Here is a 17,431-nt window from a genome sequence, read left to right on the forward strand (position 1 = left end):
GCAGGGTCGGCCGTGACCGGCTCGACCCCTCCTTGGAAGCGCCGCTTCCCGCGCAGGGGAGCGGACCCGGAGTCGCTCGACGGCTCTCACGGCGCGCGTGACCGCAAGCGGGGCCCGTCCCGGCCGTCCGACAGGACGGATGCGACAGCAGCACCGGGACCGGCCCCGCTCGACCAGCTGCCCGAAGGCGGTGAAGCGGCCGCCTCGGCGGTGCGGCCCGCGTCCGCGGCCCGGCGCCGGGCGGCGGCGATCCGCAGCCGCGCCGCACAGGCCACCCGCGGCGGCGTCCACCGCACCGGTAGCCAGGCCAGGGCCGCCCTCGGCCACCTCACCGACCGGATCATCGACATCGCGCCGAGGATCCCCGTGCGGGATCTCGCCACGCTCCGCCGGCAGTTCCCCGGCCTCGGACCGGAGGAACTCGCGGACAAGCTGGTCGCGGGCGCGGTCGCCGGTACGGCCACGGTCGGAGCGGGTGTCGGCGCCGCCGCGATGCTGCCCGTGCCGCCCGCGATGCCGGCCGAACTCGCCGCCGAGATCACCGGCGTCGCGGCCATCGAGCTGAAGCTGATCGCCGAGCTGCACGAGGTCTACGGCGTACGGCCCCGGGGCCGCCGGACGGCCCGTACCGCCGCGTATCTGTCCGCCTGGTCCGGAGAGCGCGGCATCGACGTGCTCAAGCCGTCGACGCTCGACACCGCCCTCGGCGGACAGCTGAAACGCCGGCTGCGCCAGCAGATCATGAAGCGCATGCTGCGGGACCTGCCGCACCTGATGCCGTTCCTGGTGGGCGCCGCCGTCGGCGCCGCCGTCAACCGGCGCGACACCAAGAAGCTCGCCGCACGCGTCCGCGAGGACCTGCGCAAGATCCAGGTGCCCTGGGACCAGCTGTCCGGGCTGCCCGCCCTCGAGAATCCCGACGAGCCGCTGCCGCTGCCGAAGACGGACACCGACGACGGCCCCCGCGACGACGGCCCCCGCGAACGCTGACCGGCCGGCACCGCGCCGCACGGCAGTGATCCCGGGGCACGGCCCGCACCTCAGCGATCCGGGCTCGGCCCGCACCGCTCGGTCACACACCCCGCACGCACCCGGGCGCCGTCCCCCGGGTACGGTCCGCGGGTGCTCTCGCGCCCTCGGAGCGCCGTCACGCCGCCTCGGAGGCCGCCGCCGTGCGCGCCGCCGCGAGCGCCTCCCGCAGCCCCTGCGGATCCCGCGTCGACAGATACAGATACGGCGTCGGGTCCTCCGGGTCGGTCACCTCCACGCGCAGCGCCGTGGGGACATAAGCCCGCAGCAGCATGAAGGCGCGGGTGTCCGCCTTGTAGGTGCGCCAGGCCCGTGCCTCCTCCGGGTCCAGGACCTCCGCCCGGCCCAGCGCCGTGACCGGCACCTTCGCCTCGCCCGCGACCAGGAAGCCGCCCACGACCCGGATCCGCACCGAGCCGTAGGAACTGGCCACGACGGCCGCGACCGCGGTGCCGCCCACCAGGCCGCCGAGCATCGGCAAAACCCCGAAGGGCAGCAGGATCAGTGCGCACGAGACACCGATCAGGAAGCTGATGAGCCACCAGGAGCGGGGCACGGTGAGCCGTTCTTCGTACGGCTGGGCGGGAAGCTGCATACAGCTAGCTTGGCACGGGCGCCCGCACATCCCCGCGGCGCGGGTAAGGTCTGCGCCTGTGAGTGGTAGTTCCGCACGCCTTCAGCCCCCTGCCGACGCCGTCGCGCCGGTGCGGCACCCCGACGCGCCCGCGCCCGGCGAACTGCTCGGCGCGCACTACGGCGCATGCTTCGGGTGCGGTGACGACCAGCCGCACGGCCTGCATCTGCAAGCGCGGGCCGGGGAAGGCGTGAGCATCACCGCCGAGTTCACCGTGCAGCCCGCCCACCAGGGCGCCCCCGGACTCGCCCACGGCGGTGTCCTCGCCACGGCGCTCGACGAGACCCTGGGCTCGCTGAACTGGCTGCTGCGGACCATCGCCGTCACCGGACGGCTGGAGACGGACTTCCTGCAGCCCGTGCCGGTGGGTACGACCCTGTATCTGGAGGCCGAGGTGAAGGCCGTGGCCGGCCGGAAGATCTACTCCACGGCCACCGGCCGGATAGGCGGCCCCGACGGTCCGGTGGCCGTCCGCGCGGACGCCCTGTTCATCGAGGTCAAGGTCGACCACTTCGTCGAGCACGGCCGCACGGAGGAGATCCAGGCCGCCATGGAGGACCCGGACCAGATCCGCCGCGTCCGTGCCTTCGAGGTGAACCCGTGAGCACGTCCGCCGGCCGCGAACCCCTCGAGGTGCTGATCCGGCGCATCGACCCCGACGTGCCGCTCCCCGAGTACGCACACCCCGGCGACGCGGGCGCCGACCTGCGCACCACCGTCGCCTGCGAGCTGGGCTCCGGAGAGCGGGCCGTTCTGCCCACGGGCGTGTCTGTCGCGCTCCCAGAGGGGTATGCGGCCTTCGTACACCCGCGGTCCGGGCTCGCCGCCCGGTGCGGTGTCGCCCTGGTGAATGCCCCGGGGACGATCGATGCCGGGTACCGTGGAGAGATCAAGGTGATCGTGGTGAATCTCGACCCGCGCGCATCCGTGCGGTTCGAGCGCTTCGACCGGATCGCCCAACTGGTCGTCCAGCAGGTCGAGAGGGTCCGCTTCCGGCAGGTGGCGGAACTTCCCGGCTCGGCGCGGGCCGAGGGGGGCTTCGGGTCCACCGGGGGCCACGCCGCGGTGGACGGCGGGAGCGGCACGGACGGTCGTGCCGCCGACAGCGGCACGACGGGTGGGTATCGATACGCTTCGGTCGTATCCGACCGGGAAGGACAGTGACGTGTTCGGACGTCGCAAGAAGAAGGGTGCCGCCGAGAACGCGGCCGGCGAGGCCGAGCAGGTCGTCGACAGCGTCGACACCGAGGCGGACGACGAGGAGGAGCGCGAGCGGATCAGGCTCGCGCCCGGTCCCCGGCCCGACGGGCCCTGGGACGTGTCCGAGGTGCGCGAGCCGGGCGAGGGCCGGGTCGACCTGGGGGGTCTGTTCGTACCGGGCGTCGACGGCATGGAACTGCGGGTGGAGGTCGCGGGCGACGCGATCGTCGCCGCCACCGTCGTCCTGGGCGACAGCGCGATTCAGCTGCAGGCCTTCGCCGCACCCAAGCACGAGGGCATCTGGGGCGAGGTCCGCGAGGAGATCGCGGCCGGTGTCACCCAGCAGGGCGGCATCGTGGACCAGGTGGAGGGCCCGCTGGGCTGGGAGCTGCGCGCCCAGGTCCCGGTGCAGCTGCCGGACGGCACCGGCGGCTTCCAGGTCGTGCGCTTCGTCGGCGTGGACGGCCCCCGCTGGTTCCTGCGCGGCGTGATCTCCGGGCGGGGCGCGGTGCAGCCGCAGGCGGCCGGGCTGCTGGAGCAGATCTTCCGGGACACGGTCGTGGTCCGCGGCAGCGGCCCGATGGCGCCCCGCGACCCGATCGTCCTCAAGCTGCCCAACGACGCCCAGATGGTGCCCGAGGGCATGCAGCAGGAGGGCCAGTCCCGGTTCGCCGGCGGCCTGGGCCAGCTGCAGCGAGGCCCGGAGATCACCGAGGTCCGCTGAACGCCGAAGGTCCGCCGGAACGCCAGAGGTCCGCTGGAACCAAGCAAGGCACTGCCGAGGCGGTCGCGGCAGGCAGCCGAGGGGCCGCACCCGCCCATGGGGAGCGGCCTCTTCCGTTGCGCGGGCATGTTCGCGTCACGACCCGGCCGGGAGGTCCCGGGCGACGGGACATCGAGGCGAACAGGGAATCGCGGCGACGGGGAATTGAAGCGGACCGGGGCGGTCGTGATACTGGCGCACAGTCCACGGGGGAGTGCAGCGGGGAGGGGCCCATGAGCCGGATCGCGACCGACACGATGGTGCGCGTGGAGGACGTCCACAAGTCCTACGGACAGGGCGCCGCCGCCGTGCACGCCCTGCGCGGGGTGTCCTTCGAGGTGCCGCGCGGCCAGCTGGTCGCCCTCAAGGGCCGCTCCGGATCGGGCAAGACCACGCTGCTCAACATCGTCGGCGGCGTCGACGAGCCGGACCGGGGCCGCGTCCACGTGGACGGCAGGGATCTGTCGGACCTCGGCGAGGACGACCTGCTCGCGCTGCGCCGGGACCGCATCGGGTTCGTCTTCCAGTCCTTCGGGCTCATCCCCGTCCTCACGGCCGCGGAGAACGTCGGCGTGCCGCTGCGGCTGCGCCGCGCCGACCCGCGGGAGCGCGAGGAACGCGTGGAGCTGCTGCTGTCCCTGGTGGGCCTCGCCGCTCACGCCCGGCAGCGCCCCGGCGAGCTGTCCGGCGGCCAGCAGCAGCGCGTCGCCATCGCCCGCGCCCTCGCCAACGACCCGGCGCTGCTGATCGCCGACGAGCCGACCGGCCAGCTGGACGCGGAGACCGGCCTGGCCGTGATGGAGCTGCTGCGCGCCGTCGTCCACAGCCGGCAGGTGACCGCACTGGTCGCCACGCACGACGTGACCTTGCTGGATCTCGCCGACCGGGTCCTGGAACTGCGCGACGGCGAGATCGTCGAACACTGACGGGCCGCCCGCCGTGAGCCTGCGGACGCGTGCGAGACGGGACGCGACCGGGACGGGGGACCGGAACGCCGGCCCGATCCGCGAGCGCGGTTACGTCACCGTCGGTGGCCACGGGTACGCTGCAGATATGAGTGCTGTCCCTCGTTCCGGCAAGCCGGCGGGACGTCTGAGGCGCATGCTCGACCGGCTCTCCTCCTCACAGGAGGACCTGGAGTCCGAGGAGCTGCGCGAGGACGCCGCGCTCACCGGTTGCACGCGGATCGGTGACTGCCAGGATCGGCAGATCGTCACGGTAACTGGTACCTTGCGCACGGTCACCCTGCGGCCGCGTGCCGGAGTCCCCGCCCTGGAGGCCGAACTGTTCGACGGCACGGCCGAACTGGACGTGGTGTGGCTCGGCAGGCGCTCCATCGTCGGGATAGAACCGGGGCGCAAGCTGATCGCATCGGGCCGGATCTCGATGAGCCGGGGCCGCCGGGTGCTGTTCAACCCGAAATACGAACTGCGACCCCTCGGACGGGAGTAGCCCGTGACGTCACTCGACAAGCCGACCGAAGAGACGACCGCCGACGACGGGGCCAGGGCGGTGACGGAGGCCGCGCTTCTCGAGGCGTTCGGCGGGGTGCGGGGCATGGTCGAGACGGTGCTGCCCGGCCTGCTGTTCGTCACCATCTTCACGATCAACAAGAACCTGCACTGGTCGGCGATCGCCGCCCTGGCGGTCGCCCTGGTGCTGGTCGCGGTCCGGCTGGTCATGCGGGACACCGTCAAGCACGCCTTCAGCGGCGTCTTCGGTGTGGCCTTCGGCGTGATCTTCGCGATGATGACCGGCAACGCCAAGGACTTCTACCTGCCGGGCATGCTCTACACCCTCGGGCTGGGCCTCGCCTACATCGTCACCACGCTCGCGGGGGTCCCGCTGATCGGGCTGATCCTGGGCCCGGTGTTCAAGGAGAACCTCTCCTGGCGCACCCGCAACCCGGGCCGCAAGAAGGCCTACGCCAAGGCCAGCTGGGCCTGGGGCCTGATCCTGCTCGGCAAGTGCGCGATCCTCTTCCCGCTGTACTGGTGGGCGGACACCACACAGCTCGGCTGGGTCCTGGTCGCGCTGAAGATCCCGCCGTTCCTGCTGGCGGTCTGGCTGACCTGGGTGTTCCTGGCGAAGGCGCCCGCGCCCATCGACGTCTTCGCGGAGATGGAGGCGCAGGAGCAGGCCGAGCGGGAGAAGGCGGCCGCGGCCGACGCGGCGGACAGGACACCGGGCCGCCACCGCCGCGAGGCCTGACCCGACGGGTGCCCGCCAGCCGCCCGGGGAGTGACTCCGCGAGGCGGGCCGCCCAGGACGTAGATCCGCGAAGGGGCCGGACAGCACCCGGCGACGGCCGGCAGGGTGCTGCGCTCCCCGCGCCGCGACGGCAGGCAGCCGCTCAGCGCCTGCTGTCGTCCTCGCGGCGCACCGACAGCAGCTCCGCCAGCTGGTGCTCCCGGGCCTGGGCGGCCACGAACAGCAGCTCGTCGCCCGCCTCCAGGGAGTCCTCCCGGGACGGCGTGAGCACCCGGGTGCCCCGGATGATGGTGACCAGCGAGGTGTCGTCGGGCCACGACACGTCCCCGACCCGGGTGCCGGCCAGCGCCGACTCCTCCGGCAGGGTCAGCTCCACCAGGTTGGCGTCACCGTGGCTGAAGCGCAGCAGACGCACCAGGTCACCGACGCTGACCGCCTCCTCCACCAGGGCCGACATCAGCCGCGGCGTGGACACCGCGACGTCCACGCCCCACGCCTCGTTGAACAGCCACTCGTTCTTCGGGTTGTTCACCCGGGCCACGACCCGCGGCACGGCGTACTCCGTCTTCGCCAGCAGGGAGACGACCAGGTTCACCTTGTCGTCGCCCGTCGCCGCGATGACGACGTTGCAGCGCTGCAGGGCCGCCTCGTCCAGCGAGGTGATCTCGCAGGCGTCGGCCAGCAGCCACTCGGCCTGCGGAACACGCTCGACCGAGATCGCGGTCGGCGCCTTGTCGATGAGAAGGACCTCGTGGCCGTTCTCCAGCAGCTCACCGGCGATCGAACGGCCGACCGCTCCGGCACCGGCAATGGCGACCCTCATCAGCGACCGCTCTCCTCTTCGGGGCCCTCGGCGAACGCCGCTTCGACCTTCTCCACGTCGTCCGTCCGCATCATCACGTGCACGAGGTCGCCCTCCTGCAGCACCGTCTGCGAAGTCGGCAGGATCGCCTCGCCCAGGCGGGTCAGGAACGCCACCCGGACGCCCGTCTCCTCCTGCAGCCTGCTGATCTTGTGACCGATCCACTTCGGCGAGGTGTGCACCTCGGCGAGCTGGACCCCGCCGGTGGGGTCGCGCCACAGCGGCTCCGCACCCGACGGCAGCAGCCGGCGCAGCATCTGGTCGGCCGTCCACCGGACCGTGGCCACGGTCGGGATGCCCAGGCGCTGGTAGACCTCGGCACGGCGCGGGTCGTAGATCCGGGCCGCGACGTTCTCCACGCCGAACATCTCCCGCGCCACCCGGGCGGAGATGATGTTGGAGTTGTCTCCGCTGGAGACGGCCGCGAACGCACCCGCCTCCTCGATGCCCGCCTCGCGCAGGGTGTCCCGGTCGAAGCCGATCCCGGTGACCCGGCGGCCGCCGAAACCGGGGCCCAGACGGCGGAAGGCGGTGGGGTCCCGGTCGATCACGGCGACCGTGTGCCCCTGTTGCTCCAGGGTCTGGGCGAGAGCGGACCCCACTCTCCCACAGCCCATGATGACGATGTGCACGACCGTCCTTCCGATGTCAACAGCTACTGCTCAGCCCCATCAGGGTCTCAGACAGAGGGACAAGCTACACATGCCCCGTCCGGGCCAGGCACCCCCCTGCCGTATCCCGTCCGCACCGTCCCCCGCCCGGGTGCGGGCGGCCGTCCGCCCGTCGGGCCGGGCCCGCTCCCCGTGGTCCCGCGCACGCCGCACAGGGTCCGCACCCCGCGGCCGGCCGGCACGACGCCGCCGCCGGACGGTACCGTGACCGGGGCACCAGACCCCCTCGGCAGGCCGGCCGACGCGGACAGCGGACACAGATGGCCGGACGGCGCCCGGCGGGAGCGGGCCGGCCGGCCACGGCCACCGGCGCACCCGCAAAATCCGCGGCACCCGCGGGACGCGGATCCACCCGTGAGACAGATCTCGTACGGCAGGTGGGCGGCCCTCAGTGCGAAGGCCTACGATGCTCTGTTGTGTCCAAACTGACCGACGTGCCCAAACGGATTCTGATCGGGCGCGCACTGCGCAGCGACCGGCTGGGGGAAACCCTGCTGCCGAAGCGCATCGCACTCCCCGTCTTCGCCTCCGACCCGCTGTCCTCCGTGGCGTACGCGCCCGGAGAGGTCCTGCTGGTGCTGTCCGTCGCGGGCGTGTCGGCGTACCACTTCAGTCCCTGGATCGCCCTCGCGGTGGTCGTGCTGATGTTCACGGTGGTGGCCTCCTACCGCCAGAACGTGCACGCCTACCCGAGCGGCGGCGGCGACTACGAGGTCGCGACGACCAACCTCGGCGCCAAGGCCGGGCTGACCGTGGCCAGCGCACTGCTGGTCGACTACGTCATGACCGTCGCCGTGTCGATCTCCTCCGGCATCGAGAACCTCGGCTCCGCTATCCCGTTCGTGGTCGAACACAAGGTGCTGTGCGCGGTGCTGGTGATCGTGCTGCTGACCTTGATGAACCTGCGCGGCGTGAAGGAGTCGGGCACGCTGTTCGCGATCCCGACGTACGTGTTCGTCGCCGGTGTGTGCCTGATGATCCTCTGGGGCGCGTTCCGGGGCCTGGTCCTCGGGGAGACGATGCGGGCGCCCACGGCCGGCTACCACATCAAGGCCGAGCACCAGGGACTCGCCGGCCTCGCGCTGATCTTCCTGCTGCTGCGCGCCTTCTCCTCCGGGTGCGCTGCGCTCACCGGCGTCGAGGCGATCTCCAACGGTGTCCCGGCCTTCCGCAAACCGAAGTCGAAGAACGCGGCGACCACCCTCGCCCTCATGGGCCTGCTGGCCGTGACCATGTTCTGCGGCATCATCGTGCTGGCCACGGTGACCAAGGTCCGCATGGCCGAGAACCCGGCCACCGACCTGCTGCGCGGCGGAGTCCCGCTGGGCCCGGACTATGTGCAGAACCCGGTGATCTCCCAGGTCGCCGAGGCCGTCTTCGGCAAGGGCAGCGTCCTGTTCGTCGTCCTCGCCGCGGCCACCGCCCTGGTGCTGTTCCTCGCCGCGAACACCGCCTACAACGGCTTCCCGCTGCTGGGCTCGATCCTCGCCCAGGACCGCTATCTGCCCCGCCAGCTGCACACCCGCGGCGACCGCCTCGCCTTCTCCAACGGCATCGTGCTGCTGGCGGGCGCCGCGACCCTGCTGACCGTGGTCTACGGCGCCGACTCCACCCGGCTGATCCAGCTGTACATCGTCGGCGTGTTCGTGTCGTTCACCCTCAGCCAGATCGGCATGGTCCGGCACTGGAACCGCCACCTGGCCACGGAACGGGACCAGGCCGCCCGGCGCCACATGATCCGCTCGCGGGCCATCAACGCCTTCGGCGCCTGCCTGACCGGCCTGGTGCTGGTCGTCGTGCTGCTCACCAAGTTCACCCACGGCGCCTGGGTGGCCCTGCTGGGCATGTGCATCTTCTTCGCGACGATGACCGCGATCCGGCGGCACTACGACCGCGTCTCCGAGGAGATCGCCGCCCCGGAGGGCCCGAGCGAGGACACCGTCCGCCCCTCCCGCGTCCACTCCGTCGTCCTGGTCTCCAAGATCCACCGCCCCACCCTGCGCGCCCTGACCTACGCCAAGCTGATGCGCTCCGACACCCTGGAGGCGGTCACCGTCAGCGTCGACCCGGCGGAGACCAGAGCGCTGCGCGAGGAGTGGGAACGGCGCGGGATCGACGTGCCGCTGAAGGTCCTCGACTCGCCGTACCGCGAGGTGACCCGCCCGGTCATCGAATACGTCAAGAGCCTGCGCAGCCAGTCCCCGCGCGACGTCGTCTCGGTGATCATCCCCGAGTACGTCGTCGGCCACTGGTACGAGCACCTGCTGCACAACCAGAGCGCGCTGCGCCTCAAGGGCCGCCTGCTGTTCACCCCCGGCGTCATGGTCACCTCGGTGCCCTACCAGCTGGCCTCCTCCGCGGCGGCCGGCGACCGGGCCCGCCGGCGCCAGGAATGGAACGCGCCGGGCTCGGTGCGACGCGGCCCCGCCCAGGTGCGCCCGAAGGAGCCCACGGCACCGAAGTCCTGACCCCCGGGCGATCCGGACCCCGGGCGGTCGGGCGCCCGGCCCTCGTGGCGTAAGGCCGCACGACACCCCCGTAGACTGGTGGGCTGTCGTCCGGCCATCCGGACCCCGACCGTCCCCTTCTCTTCCCCGTCTCGATCTGGAGCAGCTCACCATGCAGGCAGAACCCAAGAAGTCGCTGGTGGGCCAGGAGTACGAGGTCGAGATCGGCCCCGTCGCCCACGGCGGCCACTGCGTCGCCCGCACCGACGGCGGCCAGGTGCTGTTCGTCCGGCACGCCCTGCCCGGCGAACGGGTCGTGGCACGCGTCACGGAGGGCGAGGAGGGCGCCCGCTTCCTGCGTGCCGACGCCGTGGAGATCCTCCAGGCGTCCAAGGACCGCATCGAGGCACCCTGCCCCTACGCCGGCCCCGGCCGCTGCGGCGGCTGCGACTGGCAGCACGTCAAACCCGGCGCCCAGCGCCGCCTCAAGGCCGAAGTGATCGCCGAGCAGCTGAAGCGACTCGTCGGCCTCACCCCCGAGGAGGCCGGCTGGGACGGCACCGTGATGCCGGCCGAGGGCGACAAGCTGCCCGTCGGCCAGGTCCCGCGGTGGCGCACCCGCGTGCAGTACGCCGTCGACCCGGCCACCGGCAAGGCGGGCCTGCGCCGCCACCGCTCCCACGAGGTCGAAGCGGTCGACGACTGCCTGATCGCCGCCGAGGGCGTGAGCGAACTGGGCATCGAGCGGCGCGACTGGACCGGCATGCAGTCCGTGGAGGCCATCGCCGCCACCGGCTCCCAGGACCGCCAGGTCGTCCTCACCCCCCGCCCGGGCGCCCGCCTGCCCCTGGTGGAACTCGACCGCCCGGTCTCCGTGCTCCGGGTCGACGAGAACACCGGCGGCGTCCACCGCGTCCACGGGCGCCCCTTCGTCCGCGAACGCGCCGACGGCCGCACCTACCGCGTCTCAGGCGGCGGCTTCTGGCAGGTCCACCCCAAGGCCGCCGACACCCTGGTCACCGCCGTCATGCAGGGCCTGCTGCCCCGCAAGGGCGACATGGCCCTGGACCTGTACTGCGGCGTGGGCCTCTTCGCCGGCGCCCTCGCCGACCGGGTCGGCGACAAGGGCGCCGTCCTCGGCATCGAGTCCGGCAAGCGCGCGGTGGCGGACGCCCGCCACAACCTCGCCGGATTCCCCCGCGTCCGCATCGAACACGGCAAGGTCGCCTCCGTCCTGCCGCGCACCGGCATCACCGAGGCCGACCTCATCGTCCTCGACCCGCCCCGCTCCGGCGCCGGCCGCTCCACCGTGGCCCACCTGACCACCCTGGGCGCCCGCCGCATCGCCTACGTCGCCTGCGACCCGGCCGCCCTGGCCCGCGACCTGGCCTACTTCCGCGAGGGCGGCTACCGGGTCCGCACCCTGCGGGCGTTCGACCTGTTCCCGATGACACAGCACGTGGAGTGCGTGGCGATCCTGGAGCCGGCCGGGAAGGGCTCCTGACCTGCGGTTTCCCTGTGCGCATGACGTGCGGTGCGGGCGTTACGGGCGATGTCCTGACGCTGAGATGACGCTCGTGAAGCTCATTTGACGCTCGTTCTGACGGGGTGTCAGGCGCCTCGTCGGGCAGCTCAGGCCCTGTCGAGGCGGCGAGCATCGATGGGGCGCCGAGGGCAGGCGACGCACGTTCCTCACCCACAAGACTCAGCCCGAGCGGCTGCTCGGTCGACAGGAAGATCGGCGCTCCGGTCAGCGACTCCAGCCACCGAACATGCCGGCTGACCGTCGGCTGGGACAGGTTCAAGGACTCCGTGGCCCGGCGGAAGCCACCGGTGTCGACGACGGTGAGGCCGGCGATGGCGCGGACCAAGGCGCTGACAGGCCATGCGTCTTCCGTGGCGCTTCCGGTGGCCGTTCCCCCGCCGGCCCGGCCGCCCACAGGCTGACCAGAAGGCTGGCCAGAAACCTCGGTTCGCGGTTGAGGCGCTTTCCCGGGGTCAGTGAAGGTCGGCCTGCGGCGAGGTCGTATGCCATCGGTGGGCGGAGCCGATGGTGACCGGAGCACGTCCGCGCGCGGCCCACCCCCTTGCACCAACACCAAGAGGACCTTCCATGAACGCGGTTTCCGTCGCCGGTACCTCCGTCTCCTGCACCACCGCGGGCAGCGGACGCGGTCTGATGCTGCTGCACGGCACCAGCAGCGACTCCCGGTCGACCTTCGGACACATCGTCGGGGACCTCGCCACCGACCGGCTGGTCATCCCCCCCGACTACGCCGGCTGCGGCCGGTCGACGATCCCCGACGGCGACATTCGCGGTCTGCTGCCGAAGATCAGCGCCCCCACGCTGGTGGTGGCGCTCACCCACGACAGCCTCGTGCCCCTGTACCACTCCCGCCACCTGCACGAGAACATCGCGGGCAGCAGCTACACGGAGATCGCCCGGGGCCACGCCGTACCGATGGAGAAGCCCGACGAGTTCGTGCGCGGCGTCCGGGAGTTCGTCCTCGACGGGGAAGGACCGGCGGCGGCATGAGCGGGCACCTGCCGTCGTGGGCGGCGGCATCACCGGAGCGGCGGCCTTCGACGCCCTCGTCGCATACGGTGCTGCCGAGCGCATCGGCGTCATCGACCCCCCGTCGGCCGGGGCACCGCACCGCCTTCGCCACCAGCGCCCCCTCTGGTCCGCAACACCGCGGTCGACACACTGTCACTGGTGCCCGAGGAGCCGGAGGACTTCCTGCACCACCTGCGGGCCGGCGGTGTCGACGCCCGCTCCGGGGACTTCGTGCCCTCCTCTCGCCGTTCACCTCGCCGAGGCTGCCGCCGAAGACGGTGAAGTCCTGGGCGAACAGCCACACCTGCCGTCCGTCGATGGTTCCGTGGCCTGTGATCACACCGTCGCCGTACGGCCGCTCGCGCTCCATGCCGAATTTGTGGCTGCGGTGCGGGGCCGGCGTGCCGAACCATGCGAACGAAGCGGAGGCGAGCAGGGCGTCGATACGGTCCCTGGCGGTGAGCCTTCTCTCGGCGTGCTGGCGCTCCACCGCCTCGGGGTCGTACGGCCCAGCCGGGACCGCTCGGCGCCGCTCCAGCTCCGCGAGCCGTACCCTGCAGTGGTGATCTCGCTCATGGCAGCGTCACCACTTGGGCGGCGTACGTCAGTCCGGCGCCGAAGCCGACGAGCAGGGCGGGAGCGCCGGAGGCCAGCCGGCCTTGGGCCAGCAGGTCGTCCATGGCCAGCGGGATCGAGGCGGCCGAGGTGTTCCCCGCCCGTACGAGGTCCTTGGCCACGGCGGTGTGGGGAGCGAGCCCCAGCGCCTTGGCGACGGAGTCGATGATCCGGACGTTGGCCTGGTGGGGGATGAAGGCGGCGAGGTCGGTGACATCGAGGCCGGCTGCCTCCAGCGCGCGCCGCGCGATCTCGGGCACGACGCGGGTCGCCCATCGGAACACCTCCGGACCCTGCATGCGCAGGGTCGGCCAGGTCCCGGGCACATGCCGGGCGTCCAGCCAGGAACGGTCGTGGGCGATGAGTCGGTGGCCCTCTCCGTCGGAGCCCCATACGACTGGTCCGATACCGGGTTCGTCGGCGGCGCCGACGACGACGGCGCCCGCTCCGTCCCCGAAGAGGAAGGCACTGCCGCGGTCCTCGGGGTCGATGATGTCGCTCATCTTCTCCGAGCCGATCACCAGGACGTTACGGGCCTCCCCTGTGCGGACGAGGGTGCCGGCCAGCTCCAGGGCGTAGCAGAAGCCCGCGCAGGCGGCGTTGATGTCCAGGGCTCCGGCGCTCATTCCCAGCGACCGGGCGACGCGCGGTGCGGCGGCCGGAGCCTGCTCCAGGAAGGACATCGAGGCGAGCAGCACCATCCCGACGTCGCCCGGGTCGGTGCCGGCCTGGGCCATCGCCTTGCGGGCCGCCTCGGTCGCCATGGTGATGACGGTCTCGTCGGGGCCGGCGAAGTGGCGGGTGACGATGCCGGACCGCCGGCGGATCCATTCGTCGCTCGAATCGATGCGGGCGCAGATCTCGTCATTGCCGACCACCCGTGTCGGCCGGTACACGCCGACACCGAGAATCCGGGAGCCCGTGCGGTGCCGGGGCACACGAAGCCGGGTCACGACGCCTCCCCGCCCGTGCCGACGGCCGCGGGCGCGGCCAGGGCGGCCAGTTCCCCGCGCTCGTAGCGCTGCCTGCACGCCCGGCGCTGCACCTTGCCGCTCGAGGTCTTGGGCAGCGCGCCGCGGCGTACGACGAGGATGTCGTCCGGCGTGAGCCGGTGCTCCTCCCGGACGGCCTCGTGCACGCGCTCGCGCAGCCCCTCGGCGCCCAGCGACTTCAGCACCCGGCCGTCGGCCTCGATGACCACCACCAGACGCTCCTGCTCGCCGTCGTCGAGGGAGAAGGCGGCCGCACAGTTCGGGTGCAGGCCCGCCGCGGCGCGTTCGGCGGACAACTCGATGTCCTGCGGATAGTGGTTGCGCCCTTTGCGGATGATGACGTCCTTCAGCCGTCCGGTGACGTAGAGCTCACCGGCGTGCAGGAAGCCCAGGTCGCCTGTGCGCAGATACGTGTCCTCGGAGACGCCGTGCCCGTGCTCGTCGGCCGCGACGCGGGCACGGAAGACGGTTTCGCTCAGCTCCGGCCTGCCCCGGTAACCGCCCGCCACACAGGGGCCGCTGATCCAGATCTCGCCGACCCGGCCGTCCGGGCAGGAGCGCCGGGTGCCGGGGTCCACGATCCGCACCTTGGTGCCGGAGACCGTGCCACCGCTGCTGACCGCGGCAACCGCGCCTGCGGCGGACTCGCTGACTGGTTCGGCGCGCCCCTCGGACAAGGCGTCGGCGGACAGCCACAGCACCCTGGGCGGCACATGCTGGGAGCTGCCGGTGGCCTTGAGCGTGTTCTCCGCGAGCCCGTAGCCGGGGCACATCGCCTCCGGGGCGAAGCCGTGCTGCGCGAACGCGGCGGTGAAGGCCTGGATGGTCCTCCAGCGCACCGGCTCGGCGCCGTTCGCGGCCACGCGCCAGCGGGACAGATCGCCCACACCGGCGGTCTTGCCCTCCGCGGCGGCCCGCGCGCACAGTTCGTAGGCGAAGCTGGGCGCGGCGGCGTGGGTGCCCCCGAACCGGGAGATGGCCTCCAGCCAGCGGGCCGGGCGGCGGATGAACGAGTCGGGGGCCATCAGGTAGGACGGGATTCCGGCCCACAGCGGCAGCACCACCCCGAACAGCATGCCCATGTCGTGGAAGAGCGGCAGCCAGTTCACGACCGTGCCGTCCGGCTCGCACGGCCACAGCTCGTCGGTCTCGACAACGTTGGCGAGGAAGTTGGCGTGGCTGACCAAGACGCCCTTGGGGTCTCCGGTGGAGCCCGAGGTGTACTGCAGCAGGGCGATGTCCTCCGGGCGCGGGCCCGGAGCGGGTTCAGCCGCGTCGTCGTGGCCGGTCGTCGTCTCCAGGTCGTCAGTGGGCAGCAGCCTGAGTTCGGCGAGCTCCGGGAGGTCGCCGAAGCGCTCTTCCAGGTCGCGCACGACATCGGTCGTCGTCAGGATGGTCGAGGTCCCCGCGTCATCGGCGATCCGGCGCAGCCGCAGCACGCCCTCGCGCCGCCGCGGCACCTGCACCGGGGCGCCGGCCACGCGCCCGTACATGCAGCCCAGAAGGGTCCGTACGAACTCCAGACCCGAGGGGTACAGCAGCACCGCGCTCCCGCCGGTCACTCCGGTGGCAGTGAGCGCCGCGGCCCGCAGACGCGCGGCGGCATCGAGTTCCCGGTAGGTCATCGTCTCCTGCGGTTCCTCACCGTTGCGCAGGAAGACATAGGCCGTCTCGTCGGGCTGTTTTTCGCTGCGCAGTCGCAGGGCGTCGACCAGCGTGCGTACCTCGTGCATGTGCGGATCCAGTCCGGTGGGGGTCACGAATCAGATCTCCTTGTCCAGCCCGGTCCTTGTCTCGGGTCCGTACGGTGTCTCTGCGGAAGAAGCGGGGAGTCTGGAGAACGGCACCAGGGCGGCCAGCAGCAGTTCCTGTCGGGTCGGGATGAGGCGCACGTCCAGTTCCCCGGCAGGAGAGGGGCTGATAGGAGCCGACGGTGGGCTGGATTGATCGCCCGCCGTCCGGTCTCCGATATCCGTTCCGATTCCCAGCTCTAAACCGCCCCTGTCCGCTGGTGCGATCCCAGCTCGGTCGGCCATGGCGCGTCCTCCCTGTGAAGTCGCAGGTGCCATGCGTGCGGCACCGGATTCCAAGCTGCCGCCGAGACGACACCGGCGCTCTTTTCACTTTCCCTGGGAGCAGTCATGCGGCGGTAACCGCTCGCTCTCCTCCGTCCGTGCGTTCTGCGTATTCCGGGGCGACCCAAAAAGAAAGTGCCTCCCTGCCCGGGAGAAATCGCAGCCGGCGGGAGGCGGTTGTTCGAGGTGTGTCTCAGGCGGCGTGTTCCTGGTCCGGGACCGGCCGGTCGATGGCCAGCCGCCAGTCGCCTTTCTCGTCACGGATCAGTACGTCGGTGCATGTGCCGTGCATGTGCACGGTCTGTCCGTCCGGGCCGGGGACGTCGAGTGAGTAGTCCACGATCAGCAGCGAGGTGTCGCTGCTCGTGTACGCCTGGAGCACCCGGGAGTCGATCGTCGGGCCCGAGGCCAGGAACTCCTTGAAAAACGCGGTCCGCTCCTGGCCGGTCAGCGGGGCGCCGGATATGTTCGAGATCGCGTCGGCGGTGTACATGGAGTCGTAGAGTTCCCCGTCGCCCGAGTTGAAGATGCGCACGAACAGTTCGTTCTGTTTGTCGGGGTCCTCGGGAATCTCGAAATCGTTGAGATTGGTCATGGCGCTGATGCTCTCGCTCTCCTTGTGTGTGGGCCGGCAGGTGAATTCAGACTTCAGGAATCCTCGCAGGATTCACACTGTGCGCGGTAACGGGTCGGTAACGAGGTATTCCGTGACGGATGGGTGACCTGACGATTACTCACCGGTGACCGGTGGGGACATGGCTCTGCGAAGGCGCCGGCCTGCGGACCGCTCGCCGGCGTTCCCCATCGCGAACACCACCCCGGTGGCCGGTCGGTCGCTGTCACTTACCTTTAGGTATGCGGTTACCTGAAAGTCAGTACTTACCTTTGGGTCCGCGGCTATCTTAAGGTCGGTCTGGTGATACGAGGGGAAGGGACTGTTGAAGCGGTGTCGATCGTCAGTGCGGCCGGACCGCCCGGACCTGGCGACGCGGGGAGTGGCTCCACGCGGAGGTTCCTGTGATGTAGCGCTCCAGCTGTTCATCCTTCTGTGATCGCCGGACAGAGGAAGAACTGAAAAACCTTTCATCAGGCTGGAATCAAGCAAAGGCGTCGCCAAGGCGCCGAACTCGCCAGCCGATATTGCGTCCGATTCGCCTCCTGGACTCCTGTTGGTCCATTGCGCGACCAGGACGATTCAATGAGAGCGTTTTGACTCCATGGTGTGGAGGCATCCTACCTGATCGTGCCGCGAACGTGACGAGCTGAGGCTTCAGTCGATCAATGCGTCATTTGCCAGCGACTAGGGGGAGTTGTGCAGTTTCGGGTTCTGGGGCCTCTGGAGGCCTCGGACGGCGGTCGGCCTCTGAACTTAGGT

Annotated in this window: 17 protein-coding genes and 2 pseudogenes; 10 read left to right on the plus strand and 9 right to left on the minus strand. The window is 71.4% G+C overall.

Annotation, left to right across the window (positions count from 1 at the left end; translation table 11 throughout):
• The first annotated feature begins 12 nt into the window (after positions 1–12).
• Positions 13–990, plus strand: coding sequence for a hypothetical protein (locus IE286_RS11795; protein ID WP_189796608.1), 978 nt, complete (start codon positions 13–15; stop codon positions 988–990).
• 157 nt (positions 991–1,147) lie between these two features.
• On the opposite strand, the gene IE286_RS11800 is transcribed toward IE286_RS11795, so the two are convergent.
• Positions 1,148–1,624: a DUF3093 domain-containing protein gene (locus IE286_RS11800; protein ID WP_189796609.1), complete on the minus strand. Its 477-nt coding sequence runs from the start codon at positions 1,622–1,624 to the stop codon at positions 1,148–1,150.
• A 58-nt stretch (positions 1,625–1,682) separates the two neighbouring features.
• Here IE286_RS11800 and IE286_RS11805 point away from each other — a divergent pair, with 58 nt between their 5' ends.
• The 6 genes from IE286_RS11805 to IE286_RS11830 all read left to right on the plus strand — a co-directional run bounded on the left by IE286_RS11805 (position 1,683) and on the right by IE286_RS11830 (position 5,837).
• A complete protein-coding gene (locus IE286_RS11805; RefSeq protein WP_189796610.1) occupies positions 1,683–2,267 on the plus strand; it encodes a PaaI family thioesterase in 585 nt (194 codons plus the stop codon).
• The gene (gene dut, locus IE286_RS11810; RefSeq protein WP_189796611.1) at positions 2,264–2,827 is read left to right on the plus strand and encodes a dUTP diphosphatase; all 564 of its coding nucleotides are present in this window, start codon (positions 2,264–2,266) and stop codon (positions 2,825–2,827) included. The genes IE286_RS11805 and dut overlap by 4 nt, the downstream gene beginning before the upstream one ends.
• A gap of 1 nt (position 2,828) precedes the next feature.
• The gene (locus tag IE286_RS11815) at positions 2,829–3,587 is read left to right on the plus strand and encodes a DUF3710 domain-containing protein (protein ID WP_189796612.1); all 759 of its coding nucleotides are present in this window, start codon (positions 2,829–2,831) and stop codon (positions 3,585–3,587) included.
• 272 nt (positions 3,588–3,859) lie between these two features.
• A complete protein-coding gene (locus IE286_RS11820) occupies positions 3,860–4,552 on the plus strand; it encodes an ABC transporter ATP-binding protein (RefSeq protein ID WP_189796613.1) in 693 nt (230 codons plus the stop codon).
• A gap of 127 nt (positions 4,553–4,679) precedes the next feature.
• Positions 4,680–5,078: an OB-fold nucleic acid binding domain-containing protein gene (locus IE286_RS11825; RefSeq protein ID WP_189796614.1), complete on the plus strand. Its 399-nt coding sequence runs from the start codon at positions 4,680–4,682 to the stop codon at positions 5,076–5,078.
• Between the two features lie 3 nt (positions 5,079–5,081).
• Entirely contained in the window at positions 5,082–5,837 is a 756-nt protein-coding gene (locus IE286_RS11830) for a DUF3159 domain-containing protein (protein WP_189796615.1), read from the plus strand.
• A 142-nt stretch (positions 5,838–5,979) separates the two neighbouring features.
• Here the strand turns inward: IE286_RS11830 and IE286_RS11835 are convergent, their stop codons facing one another.
• Both IE286_RS11835 and IE286_RS11840 read right to left on the minus strand, forming a co-directional pair.
• Positions 5,980–6,660, minus strand: coding sequence for a potassium channel family protein (locus IE286_RS11835; RefSeq protein ID WP_189796616.1), 681 nt, complete (start codon positions 6,658–6,660; stop codon positions 5,980–5,982).
• Positions 6,660–7,331 carry a potassium channel family protein gene (locus tag IE286_RS11840; RefSeq protein ID WP_189796617.1) on the minus strand — a complete coding sequence of 224 codons (672 nt, stop codon included), beginning with the start codon at positions 7,329–7,331 and terminating at the stop codon, positions 6,660–6,662. Before IE286_RS11840 ends, IE286_RS11835 begins: the two co-directional genes overlap by 1 nt.
• 455 nt (positions 7,332–7,786) lie before the next feature.
• Here IE286_RS11840 and IE286_RS11845 point away from each other — a divergent pair, with 455 nt between their 5' ends.
• On the plus strand, positions 7,787–9,838 hold the full coding sequence (locus tag IE286_RS11845; protein ID WP_189796618.1) for an APC family permease: 2,052 nt from the start codon (positions 7,787–7,789) through the stop codon (positions 9,836–9,838).
• A 151-nt stretch (positions 9,839–9,989) separates the two neighbouring features.
• Positions 9,990–11,321: a class I SAM-dependent RNA methyltransferase gene (locus IE286_RS11850; RefSeq protein WP_189796619.1), complete on the plus strand. Its 1,332-nt coding sequence runs from the start codon at positions 9,990–9,992 to the stop codon at positions 11,319–11,321.
• A 205-nt stretch (positions 11,322–11,526) separates the two neighbouring features.
• Here IE286_RS11850 and IE286_RS27890 read toward each other — a convergent pair.
• Positions 11,527–11,916 (minus strand): annotated as a pseudogene (locus tag IE286_RS27890) (helix-turn-helix domain-containing protein); the annotation flags it as partial.
• A 14-nt stretch (positions 11,917–11,930) separates the two neighbouring features.
• On the opposite strand from IE286_RS27890, the gene IE286_RS11860 reads away from it, so the two are divergent.
• Positions 11,931–12,353, plus strand: coding sequence for an alpha/beta fold hydrolase (locus tag IE286_RS11860; RefSeq protein ID WP_189796620.1), 423 nt, complete (start codon positions 11,931–11,933; stop codon positions 12,351–12,353).
• 262 nt (positions 12,354–12,615) lie between these two features.
• Here IE286_RS11860 and IE286_RS11865 read toward each other — a convergent pair.
• From IE286_RS11865 to IE286_RS11880, 5 genes and pseudogenes are all read right to left on the minus strand, one after another.
• Positions 12,616–12,864 (minus strand): annotated as a pseudogene (locus IE286_RS11865) (carboxyl transferase domain-containing protein); the annotation flags it as partial.
• Positions 12,865–12,946: 82 nt separating this feature from the next.
• Positions 12,947–13,942, minus strand: coding sequence for a beta-ketoacyl-ACP synthase III (locus IE286_RS11870; RefSeq protein ID WP_189796621.1), 996 nt, complete (start codon positions 13,940–13,942; stop codon positions 12,947–12,949).
• Positions 13,939–15,741 (minus strand): fatty acyl-AMP ligase, encoded by a 1,803-nt coding sequence (locus IE286_RS11875; RefSeq protein ID WP_229862362.1) that lies wholly within the window; start codon positions 15,739–15,741, stop codon positions 13,939–13,941. The genes IE286_RS11870 and IE286_RS11875 overlap by 4 nt, the downstream gene beginning before the upstream one ends.
• 3 nt (positions 15,742–15,744) lie before the next feature.
• Complete coding sequence (locus tag IE286_RS27615) at positions 15,745–15,873, minus strand: hypothetical protein (protein WP_267969588.1); 129 nt, start codon at positions 15,871–15,873, stop codon at positions 15,745–15,747.
• A gap of 376 nt (positions 15,874–16,249) precedes the next feature.
• On the minus strand, positions 16,250–16,651 hold the full coding sequence (locus IE286_RS11880; protein ID WP_189796622.1) for a YybH family protein: 402 nt from the start codon (positions 16,649–16,651) through the stop codon (positions 16,250–16,252).
• Between the last annotated feature and the right edge of the window lie 780 nt (positions 16,652–17,431).

Origin of the sequence: Streptomyces thermodiastaticus (genome assembly GCF_014656135.1) — a bacterium.
Classification (GTDB): domain Bacteria; phylum Actinomycetota; class Actinomycetes; order Streptomycetales; family Streptomycetaceae; genus Streptomyces; species Streptomyces thermodiastaticus.

Bases quoted from the DNA above. Each gene is read 5' to 3' on its own strand.
- IE286_RS11800 (WP_189796609.1), bottom strand. From the start codon at position 1,624: ATGCAGCTTCCCGCCCAGCCGTACGAAGAACGGCTCACCGTGCCCCGC.
- IE286_RS11820 (WP_189796613.1), top strand. From the start codon at position 3,860: ATGAGCCGGATCGCGACCGACACGATGGTGCGCGTGGAGGACGTCCAC.
- IE286_RS11825 (WP_189796614.1), top strand. From the start codon at position 4,680: ATGAGTGCTGTCCCTCGTTCCGGCAAGCCGGCGGGACGTCTGAGGCGC.
- IE286_RS11835 (WP_189796616.1), bottom strand. From the start codon at position 6,660: ATGAGGGTCGCCATTGCCGGTGCCGGAGCGGTCGGCCGTTCGATCGCC.
- IE286_RS11850 (WP_189796619.1), top strand. From the start codon at position 9,990: ATGCAGGCAGAACCCAAGAAGTCGCTGGTGGGCCAGGAGTACGAGGTC.
- IE286_RS11860 (WP_189796620.1), top strand. From the start codon at position 11,931: ATGAACGCGGTTTCCGTCGCCGGTACCTCCGTCTCCTGCACCACCGCG.
- IE286_RS11880 (WP_189796622.1), bottom strand. From the start codon at position 16,651: ATGACCAATCTCAACGATTTCGAGATTCCCGAGGACCCCGACAAACAG.